Source organism: Maribacter sp. IgM3_T14_3 (assembly GCF_049603095.1).
In the GTDB taxonomy this organism is placed as follows: Bacteria; Bacteroidota; Bacteroidia; order Flavobacteriales; family Flavobacteriaceae; genus Maribacter.
This window is the reverse complement of record NZ_CP187138.1, coordinates 4,688,638-4,713,510: the sequence shown is the minus strand read 5'-3', so window position 1 is coordinate 4,713,510 and position 24,873 is coordinate 4,688,638. Positions and strand designations below refer to the sequence as shown.

Here is a 24,873-nt window from a genome sequence, read left to right as displayed (position 1 = left end):
AAATGTAGAAATACATGTATTAATTATGATTAATTCTTAATACTAAAAATATTTTTAATAATTTTATTGTTAAAATAGGAATTTATGATAACAGGCTCAGGTTCATTACTATTAACATCTGAATATTTTAAAATTCTTATAGATAAGATACACGAAGAATTTTTAAAAAGGCATAGGCTAAAGCAATTGCCTAAGACATTTCAGTTATACGGTTATGGTGCTTTTAATGAAAATAAGCCAAGTTTAAAAAGTGATTTTGAAGCCTTAGGTTCAGAGTTTATAAACGGTAAATACTTGTATGATAAATTTCGTGAGTTTGAAAAAGGGAAACCTTTGATAAAACTGAACCATTATTATAAGACTATTATCCTGCTATTTTTAGGGTACCAAGATTATGAAGCATTCTTATTAGAAAATAAAACATCAAATGATGAATATGATAAGCAGCTTACCTTACTTAGAACTAATGATGATGATATTACCTATTATTATATCAATTATTATTTTGGAGAAGATAATACCATATTAAAAGGGCAAAGTATCATATCTAAAAACTGGAAGAAAATTCAACATATCTTCATGTATCCTTTAGAAGATGGCACATTGAGAGAGTATTATAGCCATGGGAATATAAAACGACAAGGCGATACCCTTACCATAAAAACCAATACGCTTTCTGGAGATAAATATATTGACGGAGCCAGTGAAATTTATTATTTAGGTCATCGAGCACCCTCTAACATAAATTACCTAATAGGCACATATTGCACTTTTGATTTGTTTACTAATACGGTTGCAGGTCGATCAATTTTAGAGAAATGTGCGAGCAAGCAAGAGATGGAGCAAAAATCTAAAGATCCTAGTATACCAGCTTATATTGCCATGGAAATTAGAAATAAGCGTATTGTAAATCCAAGTGTTGTCCCTAGGCACGCGTTAGAATTGTCAAGTAATAGTCCTTATGCATCTCTTTATGGTAAACTCCCCGGCACCTATAATGTTACATTTGATTTTACCGACGGTTTTAAAGAGAAATTGAAATTTAAAATATTGAAGTCGAATTTTGAAATAGTAACACTAACCGATAATGTTTATATAGAAAAGGACCGAATAGAGCTATTAAATAAAGGATCTGTAATTAATTTCAGGTTCAATTTTTCAGGAATAATAGCACTAGAAAGAGTTAATATTTATTTTAAAAGCTACTATTTGAAAAACAACAGTAGAAACCAAGAAGGTGTTTTTAGTGGTATAGATAATGAAAATAGATTGGTGAACGGGTCATTGAATGTTGATTTTATTGAAGCATAATCGGTAGAAAAGTAATTGTTATAAGGACAGTTATACGCAACTTAAATGTCATTTTTAAAGTGTACTATTAACATATAAAGATACTTTCAAGCCGTTTATCTGAATTAATTTTTCATAATTAGATAATGAGATACTTTGCGGTCATTAACCCCCGAAATAAGATTAATGATACTCGAATTAATAATAGTAGATGACTCCCCTTTATGGTTGTCATTAGCCGAAAAGCTTGCCAAAACTCATCCGTTAGTACGTAGTGTACTTACGTTTGAAGATTCTTATGATGCTTGGGTACATATACAGATTGCAAAACCACAAGTGGTCATGTCAGATATTGAAATGCCAGGTATGAACGGACTCTCTTTTCTAGAGATGTTTGCAGACCGTTTGCCATTTATATCAAGTTCTACCAAGCATGAATTTGAAGAAGTTGCCAGAGAACTTGGGTGTGTTGATTTTGTTAGCAAACCATTCACCAAAAGTGAACTTCATAATGCTATAGATTTAGTTTATAACAAGATTTATGGAAAAAAAGCAAGTGCATAACTCCGCATTCTAACTTCCTGATAATTTATAAGAAATTTACCTAGACCTCGTTATGGCAGATCGTAATCTAGACCAGAGTAAATACTCAAAGCGCCTATAACAATATCATTTGGTATCATGTTAACGCCGTTAGACAAGTATGTAAGTGTAACTTTATCTGATGGAAAATATATACCTAAAGATTGATACCCGTCTACTCTACCATCATGTCCAAATCCACTTTTATTGTAAAACGGAATAGTAAAAAGTCCGAAACCATAACCATCATTCATCGTTATCATTTTATCGAGTGAGCTTTCAGAGACCAACCTCCCATCAAAAAGAGCGTTATAAAATAAATTTACGCCTTTAGCTGTAGATACCACAGAGCCAGTACCTTGTAGAATAGTATAATGAGTCTCAACCAAACCGACCCAATCATCATTTTCTAATTGATAAGAATAGGCTTCATTGTTTGTAGCATTAATTTCGGTGCCATTATAAGTATTTGTGAGTTTTAAAGGTGTTACTATTCTATCATTAAATGAAGTCGCATATGTTTTCTCATCAATATCTTCAATAATGAAAGATAGTAAGAGGTAATTGGTATTGGAATATTCAAATTTCTCATTAGGACTAAAATTAGTGCCGTTTGCAATGAATATATCTAAAAGTTTCTGTCTAGAGGCAGGTTGTATTCGGTCTTCAGGTTCGTATTCACCTTCCGTAAAATTGAAGAGTCCGCTTCTATGATTCATTAATTGTTCAATAGTAATAAGCTCTGCATTAGGTATTTCAGGAAAGTGATTTTCTAATTTAGTTTCTAAAGTCAACTTACCTTCTTCAACAAGCTGCATAATCATTGTAGCTGTAAATGCTTTTGTAATAGAAGCTATTCTGTATTTAGAAGCTGAATTGGCTGAAATCGAATTTTCAACATCAATAAAGCCAAAAGAAGTTTGATAATCTTCTTCACCATCTTTGAAAATAGAAATATTACCCATTCCTAAATTTTTCTCTTCAATTTTAGAAAAAAATAAGTCCATTTTATCTCTGTCAAAATCTTCTCCAAATTCGTCAACTTCTGTCGTACAAGAAAAGGCTGTCAATAATAAAAATGTTACAGCAATAACTTTTAAGTAATGATTTTTCATGTGTAATTAATTGAATTAGTTTATGTTATGATGTCAAACTTCGACCATTAAAATACACAAGGTTGTTAATGAAACAATAATGAAAGTTAAATTTAAGGTAATTATGTAGGAGGAATTCTGTAGGAATATTATTTACAGAAATTAACCTTTTTTAAGATTTAGTACAAAGAATTATAGACTACATTTGCCGCCTTAAAATTATTATCAAGAATCTCAAAAAAGGAGATAGCAACCTGCAATAACAAGCAAGGTGCTAAATAGATAAGCCATTAATTGGAACAAATGTTAACACATGATTCTTCTAATTTATAGCTATTTCCTTTTTTTGAAAATGAAGAAAGAGAAATGGAAAGTACTAAAAAGATTATCCCAAAATTTTCAGCTTTAATGCCCTTATTCGTATTTGTATTTACGTTTTTAGGCGTAGGTATCTATCAAAACGATTTCTATGCACTACCCGCTCCTATAGCAGTAATTGTAGGTATAATTGTGGCATTTATTTTATTTAGACAAACTATTTCAGCTAAAATCGATACCCTTTTGAGAGGTTGTGGCGATGATAAGATATTGACCATGTGCCTTATTTATTTGTTAGCAGGTGCTTTTGCTGCCATTACAAACGAAACGGGAAGTGTAGATGCCATTGTAAACCTTGGTTTAGATGTCATAGCAATTCAATATATATACGTTGGCATCTTTATTATTGCAGGATTTTTATCGGTTTCTACAGGAACATCAGTAGGTGCAATTGTAGCATTGGCGCCAATTGTAGTTGGTTTTGCAGATAAAAGCAGTGCAGATTTGGCAATATTATGTGGCGCCTTGTTAGGTGGTAGTATGTTTGGTGATAATTTATCTGTCATCTCAGATACCACCATTGCAGCCACACAATCGTTAGGTTGTAAAATGAGCGATAAGTTTAAGCAGAATATTAAAATAGCGGTACCTGCAGCTTTATTCACCATAGCTATTTTAGTATTTCAGGGATTAGGATTGGAGTCCGTCGTAACTGAAACCACAGTTTACAATTATTCCATCATTAAAATTATGCCATATATACTGGTGATCATTCTTTCGATTGTGGGAGTCAATGTGTTTGTAACTTTGTTATTAGGTACAATTTCGGCAGGTGCATTAGGAATCGCTTACGGAGATTTCACCTTAATAGAATCCACAAAAATCGCCTATACCGGATTTACCAATATGACCGAAATATTTCTTTTGTCATTATTGACAGGTGGCTTAGCTGCCTTGGTAGAGAGAAATGGAGGTATCGAATTCATATTGATCAATATTAAAAAACTCATTAAAAATAAGAAGTCTGCTCAGTTTGGTATTGCCACCTTGGTAAGTACCGTTAATTTGGCGATTGCAAATAATACGGTATCGATTATAATTGCTGGTCCTATTGCAAAAACGATAAATGACGAGTACCATTTAGATAATAAAAAGACAGCTTCCATTTTAGACATATTTGCCTGTATTATTCAGGGACTATTACCTTACGGTGCTCAGGTTTTAATGATTTTAAGCTTCTCAAAAGGAAAAATCGATTACTTAGAATTGGTCAGTAATACGTGGTATTTGCTGCTTTTGTTTATTTATACGTTACTATTTATTGGGTTAAGACCTTTGAGATTTAAATAAGAATACCTGATGCGTAGTTTTTATATGGTTTAATTTTATTATTGAAAATTCAACTAAGCAAGTCTTTCAAATGATTTAGCATAGGTCATTTTAGCGAATAATTTTTCTGTTAAATACACGTTCTAACATCCTATAAATTTTAAAACCATTACCTATGAATTTCAAGATGTTACCATTTGCCGTATTGTTTCTTTTTATTTCAAATGTATTTGCTCAAAACAAAGGTGTAGTAACTTTTAAAAACGGAGATATCAAAGAAGGAATTATTGAAAATAAAGGAAGTAAAATTCTTTTTACTGAAATTGAAACTTCAGAACCTAAGAAAATTGATCATGAAGATATAGAACATATAAAAACAGGTGATATTGAATATTTTAGAAGCTCACCAAATTCTAAGAAATTAGAAGAGTTTCAGGTTATTATTTCTGGAGAAACAATGTTAGTGGCACGTAACATTCAAACGAACTACGGTAGTATGAAGGTTGAAAATGAGACTTCTTATGCTCAAAGTGGTAAACTAACAGCAAGTCAAAGCACGCAAGTTTCAAGAAGGGTTGTACGAGGACCTAGTAGTAGAGGCACGATTATTAAGTATTTTATTAAAAAGCCAGGCACTAACAATATTGAACAAGTATACCGTCTAATTGTTGGTGATGTAGATTGGATAGGATACAAGAAAAAAGTAAAAAAACAATTAGGAGATTGTACAGCACTTATTCAAAAAATGAATGATGGTGACTTCAAAGATGATGAATATGGTAAAGGTGCAGAATTAGCGGCTGTTGTACTGTATTACAATGAAAATTGTAGTAAATAAATTAGCATATCAGCCACCATTAAATATCAAAAAACCTATAGGAAACTATAGGTTTTTTATTTTGCAGTATCTTGCATATAATGGCGCCAATAACTAATATTGGGGTTAATAGCCAGTACACACAAAGGCTGTAAGAATCTAATATCTAAGAATGGGGAAAGAACCATCTGTTTGCGAAGAGAGCGTTTACAATTCTATTTATAGAACCCATGCTGAAAGTTTGCGCAATTACCTTTATTACAAATTTGGTGATATGGAGCGTGCAGAAGATATCGTTCATGATTCTTTCATGAAATTATGGTCTAAATGTAGTACGGTCGTATATGATAAAGTGGCGGGTTTTTTATATAGCATATCGCGCAATCTAATGATAGACACGCTACGTACTAAGAAAGTTGCTTTAAAATTTGAAAAAAGTCTGGTTATAGAGCAAGATAATGAAGACCCTTATTTTAAATTAAGAACAAAAGAATTTAGAATAAAGTTAGAGACTGTAATCTCAGATTTACCAGAGAAACAACGAGAGGCTTTTTTAATGAATAGAATAGACAAGCTTACGTATAAAGAAATTGCTGTAAGACTAGAAGTTAGTGAGACCGCTATAGAAAAACGTATTTCTAAGGCATTGATAAAATTAAATACTATTACTGAAATTAAAGATTTTTCTATTTAGCAGGTTGGTTAAATAGCTTTTTAAACGTATTACTAGTATGAGCAAGCATTTAGAATATAATAATTTAATTGCCCGTTGGATGGATAATACTTTAAGTGACGAGGAAAAAGAAGGGCTAAAGAAATCTGGTGAGTTAGATGCGCTCAAAAGTGTGATCGATGATATTGATACGTGGAAGGTAAAGCCATTTGATGTTGAAGCGGGTTTAGCTAAGTTAAAAAAAGAAAATTATACTGTTGTACCATTAAAGAAAACTAAAAATAATAGTTGGTTGCGTATAGCGGCAAGTATAGCTATTTTATTTTCATGCAGTTTGGTTTGGTATTTTTCATCAACCGGTAATACGACTATAGCAACAGAAATAGCAGAAAATAAAACTATTGAATTACCAACAGGCTCTTTCGTTGAATTAGATGCAGCTTCGAATATTACCTACAACAATAATGATTGGAACAAAAATAGGGCTATCACCCTTTCTGGGCAGGCATATTTTAAAGTTGCTAAAGGAGCCCCATTTGTTGTAAGTACCCCAACTGCAAAAGTTTCTGTACTAGGAACACAGTTTAATATAAATACACAAAATGAGCAGTTTTCAGTTTATTGTTATGAAGGTAAAATAGAAGTATCGTACCAAGGCACTTCAGAAATTATTACTCAAGGGCAAAGTGTACTTTTACAAAACGGCAAACTTCAAAAATCAAATCATAAATATACAAGTCCTGATTGGATGAAGGGTTTAAGCTCTTATGAGAGAACTCCGTTAAAGACAGTTATTTCTGATGTAAAACGATATTATAAAGTAGACATCAGTCTTCCTGTAAAATATGAAACTCTTCAGTTTACCGGTACAATAGAACATAAAGAATTACAGCAGACTTTAAATACTATTTTTACTACGATGGAAATAAAATACCATATTCAAGATGGAGAAAAGGTTATTTTTGAATAGTATTGAATACTTAAAAATTAAAAATGAAAATCAGCAATAAGAAAAAGAGAACATTACCCATGTATCTTGCTCTTATCGTGTTTTGTTTCTTTTTTAATTTTATCTCTTTCTCACAAAATCAATCAGAAATAAAGTTGGTTGATGTTTTAAATAATCTAAAAAATACCTACGGTGTAGATTTTATTTATAATCACACGCTACTAGATCAGGTAGTACTTTCTGCCTTTAAATGCGAAACACTCCAAGATTGTTTACAGGTTATTCAACAAGAAGCACCTATAGAATTTTTGCCAGATACCAGTAACTCTTATATGATTGTACCTATTAGAAATGATATTTCTTTTACGGTAACTGACCACGAAACCAACGAGCCCGTTACCGATATTGGTGTACAAGTGAATAATGGGGAAGAACGCTTTCTATTGCCCAGAAAATCAATCTATACCTTAGCAAACATTTTTTCTTTAGATTCAATTTTCATCAATGCCCCCTTCTATAAAACGATAGGTGTTAAAGGGGTTGAGCTTCAAGATTTAAATGGTTCATTAAAAATGGAACATTCTATGATTCTATTAAATGAAGTTATGATAACAGATTATCTCGCAAAAGGTATTAATGCCAAAATAAGTAACAATACCATCGAAATAGATATGAGTTCTTTGGGTTTACTTGCAGGCGATACAGATGGTGATATTTTTAATGTTATAAAAAATATACCCGGTGTACATACCCCTAGCGGTAAGCCCGGCAGTCTTAATTTTAGGGGGAGTACATTTGACCAATCCCTAATTCAAATAGATGATATTCCTATATATCATAACGGACATTTTTATGGGGCACTTGCGCCATATAATCCTACTATGGTAGATGAGATAGCGATTCAAAGAAATACCTTATCTGCAAAATGGGGAGGTCGTGTTGGCGGATTAATAGATATGACCACAGGTAATAAAATACCAGATTCCACTACTTATGAGGTACATGCAAATTCGGTATATGGTGGTGCAACTATAAAGGCACCTCTGGTGAAAAATAAACTTGCCCTTTATTTGGCGGCAAGGTCAAACTACCCTAATATCAACTCTCCAAAAATGCGGGCATATTCGATTCTTAATTTTCAAGGTAGTCGTCTAGAAACAGTTGCTGAAGAGGTAAACAGTGAAAATTTCAAGGTAGGTTTTTATGATATTAATTCTAAATTGATTTACGACATTAATGAAAATCATAAAGCATCGCTTAGTTTTATAAATATTCAGAATGATTTATCTGCTACCTTAAAGGATACAGATGATGAGAATAATAAAGATTTTAGAAATTTGAATCTTGATAATTGGGGGGTAACGTTTAAATGGGATGGTAAACTATCAGAAAAATTAAGAGCGCAAGCAAGATTTAGTAGGTCTACATTGTATATCGATAATGTAAGCGAGGGGTTTACAGCATCTGAGCGATCTAGTTTTGAGAAATATGCCAATACTATTGAAGATTCTAGATTTATAACCGAATTCAAATATAAAGTGAATACCAATACCACAATTGAAACAGGTTATACCCTAACGGACTATGGACTAAGTTTCGATGAACGTAATGACGAAAATAGTATTGATAATAGAAGAGATCAAAATGCGATAACACATAGTGCTTTCTTAAATGTCAATAAAGTTTGGAATGACAAACTGACCGCTGAATTCGGTATGCATACCGATTACTATAGCCCCACAGGTGTTTTTTATGCCGACCCACGAATATCATTGAACTTAAAGGCTAATGAGGCGTTATATTTTAAAACATCTATGGGGCGTTCTCATCAATTCATTCAAAAGAAATTACGTGATGATTTTGATGATTTCAATAACAAAAGTCAATTTTGGTATCTACCAGACTTAACAACTTCTGTACTCGAAGGATATCAAGGTATGTTCGGGGCTTTATACAATAAATCGGGTTGGTTGATAGATTTAGAATTCTACTTTAGAAATTCAAATAATATAACATTACAGACGAACACCGAAACACTTGATACGGGAAAGTTAAAAAGTATAGGTGCAGACCTTTTTGTGAAGAAAAGGTGGAATAATTTAGAAACTATGTTTAGTTATTCATTAAGTAAAGTGAATACCGATTTTGGAGAAACAAAACCTGTATTTTTTGATCAACGCCATATATTGAATATCACCGGCTTGTGGCATTTAAATTCTTTTGATGTCGCTGCAACATGGAGCTACATTTCGGGTATGCCAGTAGTAATACCAGATTTCGGAATAAGTGAAAACACAGATAGCGATATTGAAATTCCGTATGAAGATCGTTTTCCCGGTCAACATCAATTAGATGTATCGGCAACTTATTCTTTTAATAATAGTAAAAAAACATGGAGAGGTATTGTTGGGCTATCATTTGTAAATCTTTACGATCAAGACAATATTGTAAACTTTTTTCAGAACGAACCATCGCTTATAAATCCATATAGAAAGGGCATTGACTTCGCCCCTAACCTACAGCTAAGTTTTCAATTTTAAATTACCACATATTTTTTTAATAGTACACTCCGCTGGATGAATAATCAAGCCAATTTATTATAATTTTTATTTTTTTCAATTTGGGGGTTGGGTAAAAGTATCTCTAAAACGTATTAAGGGAAAGGCATAAAAAAAGCCTTCAATAAACATTAACCTTAATACAAAAAAAGATATGCGAAATTATAGTATGAGATGGGTAATTATAATCCTTTCAGTAATATTGGTACAAGCATGTGCCAAAGATGAATTAGATGTACTTGAACTTAGTGAAACTGAATCAGAAGATTTTAATACGGTTGAAGAAGATTCCCTAGCCGCTAGAAGGCAAAACAACGGTAACAACGGTCTTAATCCTTCAGAAGAGACCGTACAGTTAATTATAGATTGGAACGACCTTTGGTTGGTTTTAGATAGGTATACCGATGGTTTAAGACCTAATACAACGGCAAGAGCACTTGCCTACATTCATTTAGCTGGTTATGAAACAGCTGTAGCAGATATGGATGGTTATGGATCTACTAGAAATCAATTACAAGGTTTTAATCTAGATCAAGATGATAGGGCTGATAACGTGAATAGAGACCTAGCACTTAATACATGTTATGCCTTGGTTCTTGATCATTTTATGTTCAGCGTGTCTAATAATGCAAAATCTGGTATTAGTACATTAGAAAACGAAAAGGAAGATGAATTGTCTGAAAATTTATCTCAAGAAGAGATAGACAATTCAATAGCATGGGGCACGTTGGTTGCAGAAAGTGTTATCGCTTATAGTCGAACTGACAATGATGCAGAAACACAACAACGAAACCCGAACCCTACTTCATATGTTGCTCCGGTCGGTGTTGGTTTATGGGCGGCATCTGAAGGAGAGAGTGCTTGGTTCCCTTATTGGAACCAAGTAAGAACTTTTGTAATTTCTCCTGAACAAACCTCTAGTACGCCCCCACCTTTTGATCATAATGAGAATACAAATAGTGGTTATTACCAACAAATGGAGGTGGTTAATATTTCGGCAACCACGGCACGATTAGAAGATAATGAAGATTTATGGATATCGGAGTTTTGGTCGGATGATGTTGAAGGATTAATGATGAGCCCACCGGGAAGACAATTTTCTATAGCCAATCAGTTAATTGAGCAAGAAGATTTAGATTTTGAAGAAACCTTAGAGCTATTATTGAAATTGGGTTTCGCGATGAACGATGCGGCAGTTTCAGCTTGGGATGATAAATACACTTACAATACCGAGCGACCTAGTAGATACATTCTAGAGTATATCGATGACGATTTTATTACCAATCTTGCCCGATTTATCTCTTCGCCAAATCCTGCGTTTCCTGCGTATCCTTCAGGGCATGCTACTTTTGCCGCTGCAGCATCTGGCGTATTCATTGATATATTTCAAGGTGATGGTATAAACTTCACAGATAGAACGCATGTTGGGCGTTCAGAGTTTAGAAGTAGGCCAAGAAATTTTAGTTCTTTTTCTGAAATGGCAGCAGAAAACGGATATTCCAGAATTCCTTTAGGCGTGCATATTCAAGCAGACAGTGATGAAGGAGCACGTTTAGGGTATGAAATTTCAGCTGCAGTCAACAGTTTCAATCTTTCTCCAAATTTTTAATACGAACCTATTAGTTGTAGAGGTTTCGCCATAAATAGCGAAGCCTTTACAATTTATAAATACCTCTCTTACCCATTTTTAAAATTTAAAGACTTGTATGACAAAAAACTACTTTTTAATTAGTATTAATCCCATTAAAATCAATTACGCATGAAAAAGTATGTTTTGCCCTTATTCCTTTTACTGTTTATTTTTATTTCTTGTAGTAAAGATGAGTATATCGAAATTCCTGAAGCTGAAGATGAAATAAATTTGTCTCAAGGTGAAAATGATGGGGTTGACGAAGTAACGACAGATAATTTAGTAGTAGATGCTTCTATTCTAAATCTACCAGATTCACCATTTAATTATGCCAACATACTTTTGCCAAATTTTTTCTTGAATAATGAGCTAAGAGATGAGGATAATACGCCTAATAATAACACGACTACCGATGATGGTGCAACATTAGGTAGGGTGCTATTTTACGATAAAAATTTGTCTATGAATAATACCATTTCATGTGCTTCATGCCATATACAAGAAAACGGGTTCTCTGACCCGAATGCATTAAGTATAGGATTTGACGGTGAATTAACCTCAAGAAATTCGATGGGGCTGGCAAATGCTAGATTTTATGCGAATGGTAGATTTTTTTGGGACGAAAGAGCGGCTACCTTAGAAGCCCAAACATTATTTCCCATACAAGACCTTGTAGAAATGGGGTTAACATTACCTGAATTAGAAGCCAAGTTATCGCAGCATACCTATTATGCAACTTTATTTACAAATGCTTTTGGTGATGAAACGGTAACAAGTAATCGAGTTGCCTTAGCATTATCTCAATTTATTAGGTCTATGGTTTCTTACGAATCTAAATTTGATGAAGGGCTAAGTCAGACCCAAGATATAGATGACAATTTTCCCAATTTTACGACATCTGAAAATAGAGGTAAGCAATTGTTCATGAGTAATCAAACAAGATGTTTTGATTGTCATGCTACTAATGTATTTGTAGGAGATGATGCAAGAAACAATGGTTTAGATGCTACCATAACAGATTCGGGTGTAGGTGGTATAACCGGAAACAACAATGAGTTAGGTGAATTTAAAGTGCCATCATTAAGAAATATTGCCTTAACCTTTCCGTATATGCATGATGGCAGATTTGAAACCTTAGAAGAAGTTATAGAACATTATAATAGTGGGGTACAAAACAACCCGAATCTAGATAATAGATTAACCCAAGGCAATAATGTACGCCGCCTTAATTTGTCAGAAGCAGATAAACAAGCTTTGGTAGATTTTTTAAACACCTTAACAGATAATGAGTTTATAACTGACGAAAAATATTCCAGTCCGTTTTTAGAATAATTTAGTCGTATCGAATGGTTTATCACTGCTTTTGTTCATTTATACGTTACTGTTTATTGGGTTAAGGTCCCAAAAAAATGCTTGAGGTTAAACAAAAACCGAATCATCGATTCCCAATAAATTGCAATAAAGTGTGCTATACCGGTCTTGTATTGCTTAATTAATAATACAGAGGAGAAAATCGAGTATTAATTTTAAATAGAGTGTTAAACCATGCCTTTAGATGTAAGAACTTTCCCTAAAAAAGTAACTTTGATTAACTAATTTGAAAGATGCAATTCAAATCTTAACGATACTCTTAAGATTATTGTTCATAACGCTGTTAATCAATCTTTAAAGCGGATTAAATTTTTACTTTAAAAAGTAGTTAAACTCAATTTTCAATGTATAAATCATTTATTATGAAACACTTAGTAGCTGTTTGTGCAGCTGTTTTAATTAGCTCGGTATCTTATGGGCAATGGCAAGTGTCTGCTAGTTCTGGTTACGCAATAGGTAGTGCAACCATGAAATTAGGAGAACGTATTAGCACCTCTGAAACTGAAAATTCTTATGGTAGCTATGGAGAAGGTACCAATGTTCAATTAAGAGGTACATATTTCTTTGATGACTCTTTTGGGGTCGATTTAAGTGTAGGTTATTTACATGGAACAGATCAAGATGTATCTATTGTCGACTTACCAAGTACAGAGGTAAATGCGGTTGCAAGAGCACGTGCTTTTGGAGCTTTCTGCATCTGTAGTATATAAGTTTACTAATAATATTTATGGTCGTTTTGGAGCCTTATTAAAATTAGGTGGAAAAACCGAGGGAGTAATTTATCAAAAATCTGTTTTCTCTGAAGCTGAGGCAGAAGCTTTTGGAGTACCAGAAGGGTCGTATTCCGAGACAAATTATAAAGAAGATTTTCACGGACATTTTCCTTTAGGTTTTGTAGGTGCACTTGGTTATAAATATGACCTAGATTCTAATTTTAGTCTTTTTGCAGAAGTAGAGTATTACGGTATCAGTTTAAAGCGTAAAGATTCTGAAATAGCAGAGTTTAATACCGATGTAAAACTACCTGATGGTACGGTTGCGGTTAGCGGATTGTATACTATCGATAATTTACCAGAGGGCATAAATAAGAAAACCACGTATGTAGATGAATTATCGAATACAAATACAGATACTTCTAAAGAGTTATCTCAAAAAGTGCCTTATTCATCTTTCGGTATTAATTTTGGTATTACGTACAAATTTGCACGTGTTATAAAAGAATAATTTTAAAGGTTTAGTCCGTTTACTAATAAAGAAAATCCCTATGAAACTTTTGGTTTTATAGGGATTATTTTATTCTGGTTACAAAGGTTTTAAACTATCGATTGAAGAACTTCGGATAGTCAAAATCTAACTGTATAATTGAAAATAAGCAGTTTATACTCAAAAAAGGTTTAGTTAGTTTTCAAATATTAAAAACGTATCTTGTTAACTATTATGCATGCATAATAAAAAATCAACTAAAAAGTAACATGTAATGACCAAGTACACCCATATTTTTGAGCCTTTAGATTTAGGATTTACCACCCTTAAGAATCGAATTTTAATGGGTTCGATGCATACCGGATTAGAAGAAGAAAAAAATGGCATAGATAAAATAGCCGCCTATTATGCCGAACGCGCAAAAGGTGGAGTCGGATTAATAGTAACTGGCGGAATAGCGCCCAACGTACAAGGTTGGACAGGTCCTTTTTCAGCACGTATGAGTACTAAAAAACATGCAGAACATCATAAGGTCATTACTGATGCCGTACATAAAGAAGGTGGTAAAATTTGTATGCAAATATTACATGCTGGCAGGTATGGATATCATCCTTTTGCAGTGGCACCATCTGCTATAAAATCTCCCATCTCCCCTTTCAAGCCATTTAAGCTCAATAAATCTGGTATTAATCGTACCATTCGTGATTTTGTAAACTCTGCTAATCTTTCAAAACTAGCTGGTTATGATGGCGTAGAAATCATGGGTTCTGAAGGTTATTTAATTAATCAATTCATTGCAGAAAGAACAAATAAACGTACCGATATCTATGGTGGTAGCTATGAAAATCGAATGCGTTTACCGATTGAATTAGTAAGGCAAACACGTGAAGCCGTTGGTGAGGAGTTTATTATTATCTATCGCTTATCAATGTTAGATTTGGTAGAAAAAGGAAGCTCATGGCAAGAAGTGGTTGCCTTAGGTAAAGAAATAGAAAAAGCTGGTGCCACTATTATAAATACAGGAATTGGTTGGCATGAAGCACGTATACCAACAATTGCAACATCGGTACCTAGAGCGGCATTTACTTGGGTGACCAAAAAGATGAAAGAAGAACTAACGATTCCGTTAGTTACCTCTAACAGAATAAATATGCCCGAAACTGCTGAGCAAGTTTTAGCAGAAGGTCATGCAGATATGATTTCAATGGCACGACCATTTTTAGCAGATCCAGAGTGGGTAAATAAGGCTAAGGCAAATAAGGCAGATGAGATAAACACTTGTATTGGTTGCAATCAAGCTTGTTTAGACCATGTTTTTGAACGTAAAGTTGCTAGTTGCTTGGTGAATCCGAGGGCATGTCATGAAACGGAACTAAATTATAACCCAACAAAGACTAAGAAAAGAATAGCCGTTGTGGGTGCTGGTCCAGCAGGTATGGCTGCATCAACAATAGCAGCACAGCGTGGTCACGATGTTACACTTTTTGATGGAGAGAAAGAAACAGGCGGACAATTTAACCTAGCAAAGCAAATACCTGGTAAAGAAGAATTCTACGAAACCATTCGCTATTTTAATAAACAATTAGAGCTGCATAATGTAACGGTAAAGTTGAATACAAGAGTAACTGCAGAAGACTTACAAAATGGCAATTTTGATGAAGTTATTGTAGCGACCGGTATTAAACCAAGAACTCCGAAAATTGAGGGTGTTGACCACCCAAAAGTCCTAAATTATATAGATGTCTTAAAATTGAAAAAACCTGTGGGCAAACGCGTTGCGGTTATCGGCGCTGGCGGAATCGGTTTTGACGTCTCTGAATATTTAGCCCATGAAGGAGAAAGTACAGCGTTAAATATTGATGCTTGGCTTAAAGAATGGGGAATTGATAAGACTTTAGAAGCTCGTAGTGGTATTGAGAACATTCAGTCAGAAATACACCCGTCGCCAAGAGAAATTTTTATGTTTAAACGTAGCAAAGGTAAGTTCGGTGCAAACCTTGGTAAAACCACTGGTTGGATTCATCGTTCTACGTTGAAAAAGAAAAATGTTCAATTTATTAATGAAGTGCAGTATACTAAGATAGATGATGAAGGTTTGCATTATACCCAAAATGATGAGCAAAAAATACTAGAAGTAGATACTGTTATAATTTGTGCAGGTCAAGTACCATTTAAAGAACTGTTAGAACCATTGCAAGCAAAAGGCATAAAAGTACATGTCATTGGTGGTGCAGATGTTGCCGCTGAATTAGATGCTAAACGAGCCATAAATCAGGCTTGTAGATTAGCCGCTGAAATTTAATACAGCTAAAACAGGTTAAGGCGCTATTTTAAAATGATCTAATTTTCTAGAGGTATAAACACTCCGTTTTTATACCTCAGTTTTAGAATTTTACCGGTAGAATCCATAAAGCCCGATGGGGAATTTAAGTCTCCATCGATATAATTCTCTACCAACTCATAGTACGAAATCTCTTTTGTTACGGGGTTGTATTGTGGTATCAATTCATCATGACCTCTACTTATTTCGTACATGAATTTATCATCCCCATTAAAGCAGCCATCGCTGTCTTTTAAAACACCATCATTAAAGCTTAAGAGTCTAAACATGTAAAACTCTTTGCCGCTACCGTGTGTGCCGTACGCCTTCGCTAGGTATTTGTCGTTATCGATTAACTGTACTTGATAGTGGTAAACTTCTGTGTTATCTGTGATATAATGATTCTCGGTTTTAGTTGTTAAAAACCCAACAGCCAATTTGTTATTTACTTTGTACTGATACATAGAGTTATAGATGTGCCAGATACCACCATTGAATTCATCCCAAGAAAAGATTTTTAGTTTATCATCTTTTGAAGATATGATTCTCATGTATTCAGCTAACGAATCGTATTTAACATTCAAAAAAGATTCCTTTCTAAGTGTTTTAGCCAATGTGTTTTGAAACCGTATTAAAATGCTATCTCTAGCTTCCCCATAAGTACCGCCGTAATCATGCTTATTATCCTTAAACTTTTTATAGATGGAAGTCAGATGATTATCTATAGTAATTGAATCAATGGAATTCTGAGATATGAGTACATTATTATATCCTATGAATATTATAAATGATAGAAAGAAAATTTTCTTATTCATTTTAGAATTTGCTTTGTGTGCTGCGATATCTATCAATTATTTTTCACTTAACTTTCTCAATACTGTTCCGCTTAAGGCATTCACTACAATAGAACTTACCTCTTCCCCTACTTCATTTAAATAAGGTGTGTCTAAATCTACTTGTATGCTGCCAGATTCACTAACGTTGACGAAAACCAAGGCACGAGAAAATTCTCTTTGTTAGAGTCCGTTTTCTAGTTGCGTATAGTTGCCAGTGGCTTTACCAAAATTCCATGAGTATTCTTCTCGCCAAGGTGATGGGTCATTATAGTCATCGGTAATTTCTTGTTCAGAAAAATAAGTATTACCGTTGTTTACTAACCAATAGCTAGCAAAGGCATAATAAAAACCCTGATTATCGGTTATGGAGGTATGTGGTTGCACTAAGGTAATGTCATATGTGGTAGAGCTGCCTTCTTTTAATCCGTAGATATTAGATACACGGTAAGGTGCCTGTTTATTATAGAATAGAAACAAAAAAAGGCGTATTCTAATGAATACGCCTTTTTTAATATCATTTAATTTATTACTTCAACAACGCTAAGATGCCTTGCAATTCAGTAAGGTTTAGATTAGAACTGTTATCAGTATCTAAAACATCAAAATTTTCAGAAACTTCACCAATAGCTTCAGTTGAGCTAATAGCTTTGTCATTGTTAGTATCTAAAAGACTAAATAGACTTGCTACTTGTTGAACAGTAGAGTTTGAGCTTAAAGAACCTAATAATGATGCTGCATCAGAAACCTTAGAGGTATCCATATTTTTTACGCTATTACAGCTAGTTAACGTAGCTACTAGAATGAATGTTGCAATTACTTTTTTCATGGTTATGTGTTTTAATTTAAGAGCAAAAGTAATCTTAACGATGTGTTATTAAAAAGATTATATACAAATAAGCTATATAAACCTATTAACCGCCTTTATCTATAGATGAAAGCATGAGATAAATTTAGAGCGTATTTTCAAGTAAAGCCAAAACCATTTGGGCTGAATTAACGGCAGCGATTTCAACAAATTTAAAATAATCTGTATGAGCGTCGGTATTTGCATTATCGCTACAACTACGTAATACGATATAGGGTAGATCCAACATTGTGCAAATCTGAGCTACTGCGGCTCCTTCCATTTCAGTGGCAAGTGCATTAAAATTTGAATATAAAGCTTTAGCCTTCATAGCATCGCTTACAAAAGTATCACCAGTAGCAATAGTCCCTACAAAGAATTTAGGCATTCTGCCTTTAAATGCTTTTAGTTGAATGGTATTAGAGACTATTTTACTTTTATGAAGCAATGTGCTATTTACAGAGAGAAATAAAGGATTTTTAGTATTCTTAATAAGATTTCGTGTTGGCCACGTTATAAATTTATCATCCTGTAATTGACCAAAATCATATTGAACCAAACTATCGGCAATAACAATATCACCTGGTTGTATATCTGGGTGCAATCCGCCTGCGACACCAGTAAAAATTAGCGCATTAAGTTTAAAGTGTGTAGTAAGTATTGCAGTACTGTATGCTGCATTTACCTTTCCAATACCAGCCTTTAATAGAACAACTTCCTTATTTTTAAGTTTACCGGTATAGAATATAATTCCGTTTTTCTCTATTTCTTCTTTGTTTTCTAATTGCTCCTTTAGAAGTTCTATTTCCTCGTCCATTGCACCCATAATTGCAATACGTTGGGCTTTTACTCCGCATAAAGTAAATAGCATTAGAAAAATTAAATAGTGTCTTATAGCCATAGGTAAAGAATTGATAATGCATTTATAATTAATAACACTGGGTTTATTTCCGATTTCTTGCCAACAAAGAGCTTGAGTAAGGTATATGTTAGAAAACCAAAAATGATTCCTGTGGTTATGCTGTACGTTAATGGCATTAGTATCATGGTAAAGAAAACCGGAATAGCTTCATCTGCCGTATTCCAATCAATTTTAGTTAACGGTTTCATCATAAAAGAACCTACTAAAACCAATGCAATAGAACTGGCTATACTTGGAACTATGGATAACAATGGAGAGAAGAATAGAAACGGTAAGAAAAGAATGCCAGCAGTAATTGCTGTAAGTCCCGTTTTACCACCTTCTCGAATACCAACAGCAGATTCTATATATGCAGTACCTGAGCTCGTGCCTACCAAACCTGAAAATATGGTGGTAACCGCGTCTACCATTAAAGATTTTTTTAGATTTTTTGGGTTTCCGTCTTCATCTTTATAGCCAGATGCTTCTGATAAACCTACGAATGTAGAAAGACTATCGAATAAATCTGTAAAGGCAAATACAAAGATTACTGGTAAAAATGCATATTTGATAGATCCTAATAAGTCAGCTTTAAATAATAAGCTGAAGTCTGGCATTGAGAAAACTCCTGAGTAATTAACAATAGTAGGAATACCATAATTTACAAGAGAGGCGTCTCCCCACCATCTACCAATTGGCCAGGAAAGAATAGTAGTTAATAGTATACCTATAATCATAGCTCCCGTAACCCTTTTAGCTATTAGTATGGCAGTAATGAGTAGTCCCACTAAAAAAGTAAGACACATAGGATCTTTAAGTGAACCCAGACCAACTAAGGTAGCTTTGTCATCAATAATAAAACCTGCATTTTGGAAACCTATAAAAGAAATAAAAAGTCCAATACCGGCGGCAATAGCAAATCTTAGGGAGTGTGGTATGGCAAGTACAATTTTATCCCTGACTTTAAGAACACTTAATATTAGAAATAAAATACCTGCCCAGAAAACGGCACCTAAGGCAGCTTGATAACTTAAACCTAAGCCTAATACGGCGGTATAGGTAAAAAAAGCATTTAAACCCATACCTGGTGCGATAATAAAGGGATTCTTTGCATATAACCCCATCATAATACTCCCAAAGGCACAAACAAGAACCGTTGATGTTACCGCTGCAGAAAAGGGCATACCGGAAGCAGAAAGAATTGATGGATTTACAATAATGATATAAAATGTTGCTAAAAATGAACTAATACCTGCCAGTATTTCAGTTCGTATAAACGTACTTCTATCTTCCATGAAAATTAAAATAGTAAGAAAAGAAGCATTTTACACGTATCGTTGACGGAATCTTAGAACATTTTTCGAATCATCATTTATAACTATATATTTTAGGGATTAAAGCTATTAGGGAGTCAATAATTATTGATTTTAAAACGTACAACAGTCTATTTAACCTATGTCAGCCTTAAACCAAATATCAAGAGATGTTTCTGCTGGTCTATCATTTTGCTGTGATGGTCCACCTTGAGATCCGCCGCGACCACCGCCGCCTTGACCTCCACCGGGACCGCCCTGGCCTCCTCTACCACCACCTCCACCGCCTTGACCACCACCGCCAAAACTGATGTTTGAATCTTTATCTTTAGATTCTTTTTCCCTTTTAGGTGTTACGATACCAATGGATAGTTTAGAGAAGTTAGCGTCGCTAATTTCCTTTTTAGGAATGATTAGTTCGTACTGAAGTTCTTTGCTATCTTCATTATAATTATAAGTAATGGAAACCCCTAGTTTGTTTAAGTCTAAATGAAACTCTTGTACCAAATCTAGGTTAGTGAATTCAGCCTTTTTTGGCATTTCGGAGACCAACTTAACTAAATCAGGTCCTCTTCTTTCATCTTGGTCTAGCTCCTCTCTATTAACATTTTCTCTATCGTTTCTATTTGGGCGTTCAGGAGGTGCAATGTTAATTGGATATTGTATCGAGACATTCTTTTTTCGCTTGCCCTTAACATCAAAATACACATAAAACCCTTTATGTAGCATAGTAAGCATTGTTGCTTGGTCTACAGTGCTTAATTGTACGTGAACATTTTCGTCAGCAATAAAACTGCTGTAAGTGATGTTGTCTTCTGTATTTTGCGCCTGGCTTGTTGCTAATACTAAGAGCAATACTAGTTGAATATATAATCTCATAATTTAAGTGCTATTTGCTGTTATAGTTCTCAAACCTAAGGCTTATAAAGAAACCATAATTTTAATTTAAGCGAATGGCTGCTATTTTTTAGCGAAAGTACTCTTGTATTCAATAATACCTAAACGTGGACCCAATTTTGTAACAGTTTAAAAAATGAATGAACACAATCATGAGTACAACAAAAAGAGCCCCTATATTTCTAAAGGAGCTCTTTCTTACCAATCAATCAAACCAAAAAAACTATATTTTTATAGACCTAGAGCAGTTATTGCTTCATCATCTTTAGTAAATGCATATGCTCGCCAAGGTCTACTGTAATTTGTAAATCTCCATAATAAGTCACCATCACTGTTCACTTCCCATATGGCGCCTGTACCTTCTGCAATTAAGGTATTTCCATTACTCATTCGCACACCACTACCTAGTCCGTTACTATATAGATCCGAATCTGTGAACTCCCAAATAAGTTCAGGCTCATTATCTTGACCAGCTATTAATTCATAAGGGGGGCTCAATTGATATTCAGCTACTGCAGACTGATTATCATATTTGTTGTTTACGAATAGCAACATTTTATTGTCATCGAATAAGTTTGGATAGTGTACTCTATTTAAGGTGACCTCACCAATATTATCGTACGTTAACGGATTTCCAAAACGGTATACTAAATCTCCACCAAGGTTATAATTACCACCAGCACTAGACGCAGCTTCTTCTGTTGAGGTACTATGATCAATTACCCATACCTCACTGTAAAAGTTAACGGTCATATAAAGCAAATCATTTTCTTCGTCTAATGTAATACCGTTTACATGGGTGATATCACCATCAGATTGGTCATTATTGTAGTTGATATCAATCAGGTTTGGAACATCTGCCACTACCCCAAAGTTCTCTTTACTTTCATCAAAATCTTGTACAATATGATCTGTAACATGCCATTCCCAAACCACTTCTTGAGTTAAAGGGTTCATTTCTATAATAGCATCCGGATATATATCAAAATTTCCAGAAAATCCCATTTCGGCAGCATCATCTTGACTAACCTGTTCCCAAATAGGGAAAATGATATTTCCGTTAGAAAGGTAATTTACATCATGGTGCGATATATAGGTGTCGCTAGAATAATCAACATTCCAAGCAATGGTTTGATCTGCGTTGATTTTTCTAAAACTACCACCATAACCACCATAGGTTATTTGTGGATTATCTACCTTAATTGTAGCTAATAAACTACCATCGCTAAGTAACTCGGCATCATTACCCAGTTGATCTCCATTAAAGTCCCAGTCGTACAATGTATTACCATCGTGGTCAATTAAAAATACACCATCATCTGGCGCAACTGCTAGTATATAGGAATTGGAATCTACGGTACTACTAGCTTCTTCTATTTCATCGCTGTCGGCTGTTGTTGTAGTATCTTCCGAAAGGGTTAAATCGTCGTTATCATCGCTACAAGAGGTTAATAATAGCATTGATACGCAAACAGAAGTAAAACCTACTTTTAAAACTGATTTTCTCATACTTCTTATATTTAAGATTAGGTAATTTTTGGGTATTTTACTTTTGTCCCTAGTTAAGCAACATGATAAATATAGAATTACCATTCATACAGTATTTCCCCATTCAGTGTAAAAGGAGTATCGTTAAGTAAAAGGATGGTTTTACTCGGTAAACGAATTACGATTTGTTTAAAAAAATCATCTGAACACCTATTTCATCAGTAATTTGCCTTAATTAATACAGTAAAAAAAACAATATCTTTGAAAGTGAAATCAGCAATTAAAACTCGTTAAAAGCAATGACATCTAAATCTCATATAGTAGTAAACGGACACACGCATGTGCTTTATAAAGAAAATGCATTATCTAAAGAAGAACTCATTGTCAAAAGTGAGGCCTTTTATAAACATTTAGATGAAAGAAGATCCGTTAGAGAGTATGCAGATACACCTGTACCTAAAGAAGTAATTGAAACTTTAATAAAAACGGCTTCTACGGCCCCGTCAGGTGCACATAAACAACCTTGGACCTTCTGTGCTGTTTCTAATGCTACATTAAAGGCAAAGATCAGAGAGGCTGCCGAAGCAGAAGAAAAGGAAAGTTATGAAAGTAGAATGAGCGACCGTTGGTTAAAGGATCTTGAGCCTATGGGTACAAATATGTATAAGCCCTTTTTAGAAGATGCACCTTGGCTTATTATCGTTTTTAAGAAAGTACATGATTTAGATAGTGATGGTAAAAAAGTAAATAATTACTACGTTAATGAATCTGTAGGTATTGCCGCAGGTGTGTTAATAACTGCTATACACAATGCGGGTTTGGTTACATTAACACATACTCCGAGTCCTATGAACTTTCTAGCAAAGCTACTGGAGCGACCAAGTAATGAAAGGGCCTTTTTATTACTACCGGTAGGCTACCCAATGACACCAACATATGTGCCAGATATTGAAAGAAAACCAATAGAAGCTATTTCAGAGTTCTATGAGTAATACTTTAAGTAATGATACTTTAAATCCTATCTAATAATATTTTAGATAGGATTTTTTTATTCACATTATAAATCAGATTGTTGAATTAAGTAGTCGGTTTTACATTCTGATTTACTCGGAATAAATTCTTCGATACACCTTCCTGTGAATACTGTAGCTCTTTTTTGGTCAGGAAAGACCCCGATTTAACACCGCTATATTTCGCATATGTATATGCCTAGGGTGTTTCTTTGACTCCTACTCCATCAACTACACATATTAATTCCGTACAAGTGCATTTTTGATAAAATGCTCGGAAATTTAGAACTAGATTCTAAATGTTCGGCACAAATATCAGGCGTTAAGTCGTTAAAGAGGTCTGCACGCCGGTACGATTGCAGTAATTGGGATAACTATTGTCTAAGTATTAGAGATTTAATAAAATAACATCAAATAACTGTATAATATTAGATTTAATTAAACGATTTTAAAAAATCATTAAAATAATTACAGCAAATACTTGATTTCATTAGGATTTCATCAAAAAATAGCTTACATTATAGCAACGATAAAAACAAAGAAAATATATGAGGCAACTGAAGATCACTAAGCAAATTACAAACAGAGACACTAAATCATTAGAAAAGTACTTTCAAGAAATATCAAAAATTGATTTGATTACCGCAGATGAAGAAGTAGAGCTGACTAGAAAAATACGTGAAGGAGATCAAAATGCCCTAAATACCTTAGTAAACGCCAACCTACGTTTTGTAGTTTCTACAGCAAAACAATATCAAGGTAGCGGATTACGACTTTCAGATTTAATTAACGAAGGAAATATTGGTTTGGTAAAAGCGGCAAAACGTTTTGACGAAACCAGAGGTTTCAAGTTTATATCATATGCTGTTTGGTGGATTAGACAATCTATATTATCATCGATTTCTGAGCAATCAAGAATGGTACGTATTCCATTGAATAAAATCGGCGAAATCAGTAAAATCAAAAAGGTATACTCTACTTTAGAACAATCTTTACAAAGACCACCAAGTACTACTGAAATAGCTAGAGAGTTGGATATGAGTAGTACGCAAGTAAAGCTTGCATTAAAAAACTCGGGCAAACATTTATCAATGGATGCACCTTTTCAAGAAGGAGAATCATCGAATTTGTATGATGTAGTAAGTTCTAAAGATGCAAACAGACCAGATGCAGGTATGATGATGGATTCACTTAAAACTGATCTTAATCAAGCATTAAATACATTGCCTAGTAGAGAAAGTGAAATAATTAAGCTGTATTATGGCATTGGTGAAAGTCACCCTAAAAGTTTAAGCGAAATTGGAGAACTTTTTGACTTAACCAGAGAACGCGTTAGACAACTTAGAGAAAAGGCTGTACGTAAATTGCGTAACAAGTCTCAAAACGAAATGAGGACTATCTCATAAAGTGTGTAAATAAAAAAATAGCGGGGGCATGCCCCCGCTATTTT

General features: G+C 34.0%; 22 protein-coding genes and 1 riboswitch. Of the genes, 14 read left to right on the top strand and 8 right to left on the bottom strand.

What is annotated here, in order from left to right:
- Positions 1 to 84: 84 nt before the first annotated feature.
- Positions 85 to 1,311 (top strand): hypothetical protein, encoded by a 1,227-nt coding sequence (locus ACPF9A_RS20810; RefSeq protein WP_424000098.1) that lies wholly within the window; start codon positions 85 to 87, stop codon positions 1,309 to 1,311.
- Positions 1,312 to 1,476: 165 nt separating this feature from the next.
- Entirely contained in the window at positions 1,477 to 1,854 is a 378-nt protein-coding gene (locus tag ACPF9A_RS20805) for a response regulator (protein ID WP_424000096.1), read from the top strand.
- Positions 1,855 to 1,904: 50 nt separating this feature from the next.
- Here ACPF9A_RS20805 and ACPF9A_RS20800 read toward each other — a convergent pair whose 3' ends face one another.
- A complete protein-coding gene (locus tag ACPF9A_RS20800) occupies positions 1,905 to 2,987 on the bottom strand; it encodes a serine hydrolase domain-containing protein (RefSeq protein WP_424000094.1) in 1,083 nt (360 codons plus the stop codon).
- A gap of 196 nt (positions 2,988 to 3,183) precedes the next feature.
- A riboswitch (SAM-I-IV-variant riboswitch) is annotated at positions 3,184 to 3,280 on the top strand.
- Positions 3,281 to 3,332: 52 nt separating this feature from the next.
- On the opposite strand from ACPF9A_RS20800, the gene ACPF9A_RS20795 reads away from it, so the two are divergent.
- The 10 genes from ACPF9A_RS20795 (at position 3,333) to ACPF9A_RS20750 (ending at position 16,116) form a co-directional block, all read left to right on the top strand.
- Positions 3,333 to 4,634 carry a Na+/H+ antiporter NhaC family protein gene (locus ACPF9A_RS20795; protein WP_424000092.1) on the top strand — a complete coding sequence of 434 codons (1,302 nt, stop codon included), beginning with the start codon at positions 3,333 to 3,335 and terminating at the stop codon, positions 4,632 to 4,634.
- A 154-nt stretch (positions 4,635 to 4,788) separates the two neighbouring features.
- On the top strand, positions 4,789 to 5,451 hold the full coding sequence (locus tag ACPF9A_RS20790; protein WP_424000090.1) for a hypothetical protein: 663 nt from the start codon (positions 4,789 to 4,791) through the stop codon (positions 5,449 to 5,451).
- 151 nt (positions 5,452 to 5,602) lie between these two features.
- Positions 5,603 to 6,124: an RNA polymerase sigma factor gene (locus tag ACPF9A_RS20785; protein ID WP_424000088.1), complete on the top strand. Its 522-nt coding sequence runs from the start codon at positions 5,603 to 5,605 to the stop codon at positions 6,122 to 6,124.
- A 37-nt stretch (positions 6,125 to 6,161) separates the two neighbouring features.
- A complete protein-coding gene (locus ACPF9A_RS20780) occupies positions 6,162 to 7,073 on the top strand; it encodes a FecR family protein (RefSeq protein WP_424000086.1) in 912 nt (303 codons plus the stop codon).
- A 23-nt stretch (positions 7,074 to 7,096) separates the two neighbouring features.
- Positions 7,097 to 9,592 (top strand): TonB-dependent receptor plug domain-containing protein, encoded by a 2,496-nt coding sequence (locus ACPF9A_RS20775; protein WP_424000084.1) that lies wholly within the window; start codon positions 7,097 to 7,099, stop codon positions 9,590 to 9,592.
- 172 nt (positions 9,593 to 9,764) lie between these two features.
- Positions 9,765 to 11,219, top strand: a complete 1,455-nt coding sequence (locus ACPF9A_RS20770; RefSeq protein WP_424000082.1) for a vanadium-dependent haloperoxidase — start codon at positions 9,765 to 9,767, stop codon at positions 11,217 to 11,219.
- 150 nt (positions 11,220 to 11,369) lie between these two features.
- Entirely contained in the window at positions 11,370 to 12,572 is a 1,203-nt protein-coding gene (locus tag ACPF9A_RS20765) for a cytochrome-c peroxidase (protein ID WP_424000080.1), read from the top strand.
- A 401-nt stretch (positions 12,573 to 12,973) separates the two neighbouring features.
- On the top strand, positions 12,974 to 13,321 hold the full coding sequence (locus ACPF9A_RS20760) for a hypothetical protein (RefSeq protein WP_424000078.1): 348 nt from the start codon (positions 12,974 to 12,976) through the stop codon (positions 13,319 to 13,321).
- Positions 13,269 to 13,835 carry a hypothetical protein gene (locus tag ACPF9A_RS20755; protein ID WP_424000075.1) on the top strand — a complete coding sequence of 189 codons (567 nt, stop codon included), beginning with the start codon at positions 13,269 to 13,271 and terminating at the stop codon, positions 13,833 to 13,835. The genes ACPF9A_RS20760 and ACPF9A_RS20755 overlap by 53 nt, the downstream gene beginning before the upstream one ends.
- A gap of 253 nt (positions 13,836 to 14,088) precedes the next feature.
- Positions 14,089 to 16,116, top strand: a complete 2,028-nt coding sequence (locus ACPF9A_RS20750) for an FAD-dependent oxidoreductase (protein WP_424000073.1) — start codon at positions 14,089 to 14,091, stop codon at positions 16,114 to 16,116.
- Between the two features lie 38 nt (positions 16,117 to 16,154).
- Here the strand turns inward: ACPF9A_RS20750 and ACPF9A_RS20745 are convergent, their stop codons facing one another.
- The 7 genes from ACPF9A_RS20745 to ACPF9A_RS20715 form a co-directional block, all read right to left on the bottom strand.
- Positions 16,155 to 16,949 (bottom strand): hypothetical protein, encoded by a 795-nt coding sequence (locus ACPF9A_RS20745; protein WP_424000071.1) that lies wholly within the window; start codon positions 16,947 to 16,949, stop codon positions 16,155 to 16,157.
- A gap of 201 nt (positions 16,950 to 17,150) precedes the next feature.
- The gene (locus ACPF9A_RS20740; RefSeq protein WP_424000069.1) at positions 17,151 to 17,447 is read right to left on the bottom strand and encodes a putative glycoside hydrolase; all 297 of its coding nucleotides are present in this window, start codon (positions 17,445 to 17,447) and stop codon (positions 17,151 to 17,153) included.
- A 49-nt stretch (positions 17,448 to 17,496) separates the two neighbouring features.
- Positions 17,497 to 17,796 (bottom strand): hypothetical protein, encoded by a 300-nt coding sequence (locus ACPF9A_RS20735; protein WP_424000067.1) that lies wholly within the window; start codon positions 17,794 to 17,796, stop codon positions 17,497 to 17,499.
- A 124-nt stretch (positions 17,797 to 17,920) separates the two neighbouring features.
- A complete protein-coding gene (locus tag ACPF9A_RS20730) occupies positions 17,921 to 18,685 on the bottom strand; it encodes a 5'-methylthioadenosine/adenosylhomocysteine nucleosidase (protein ID WP_424000065.1) in 765 nt (254 codons plus the stop codon).
- 20 nt (positions 18,686 to 18,705) lie between these two features.
- Positions 18,706 to 20,010, bottom strand: a complete 1,305-nt coding sequence (locus ACPF9A_RS20725; RefSeq protein WP_424000063.1) for an NCS2 family permease — start codon at positions 20,008 to 20,010, stop codon at positions 18,706 to 18,708.
- A 153-nt stretch (positions 20,011 to 20,163) separates the two neighbouring features.
- Positions 20,164 to 20,907, bottom strand: coding sequence for a hypothetical protein (locus ACPF9A_RS20720; protein WP_424000061.1), 744 nt, complete (start codon positions 20,905 to 20,907; stop codon positions 20,164 to 20,166).
- 249 nt (positions 20,908 to 21,156) lie between these two features.
- Positions 21,157 to 22,434 carry an arylsulfotransferase family protein gene (locus tag ACPF9A_RS20715; protein WP_424000059.1) on the bottom strand — a complete coding sequence of 426 codons (1,278 nt, stop codon included), beginning with the start codon at positions 22,432 to 22,434 and terminating at the stop codon, positions 21,157 to 21,159.
- Positions 22,435 to 22,712: 278 nt separating this feature from the next.
- Here ACPF9A_RS20715 and ACPF9A_RS20710 point away from each other — a divergent pair, with 278 nt between their 5' ends.
- Entirely contained in the window at positions 22,713 to 23,405 is a 693-nt protein-coding gene (locus ACPF9A_RS20710; RefSeq protein WP_424000057.1) for a nitroreductase family protein, read from the top strand.
- A 566-nt stretch (positions 23,406 to 23,971) separates the two neighbouring features.
- Complete coding sequence (locus tag ACPF9A_RS20705; RefSeq protein WP_424000055.1) at positions 23,972 to 24,829, top strand: sigma-70 family RNA polymerase sigma factor; 858 nt, start codon at positions 23,972 to 23,974, stop codon at positions 24,827 to 24,829.
- Positions 24,830 to 24,873 lie beyond the last annotated feature (44 nt).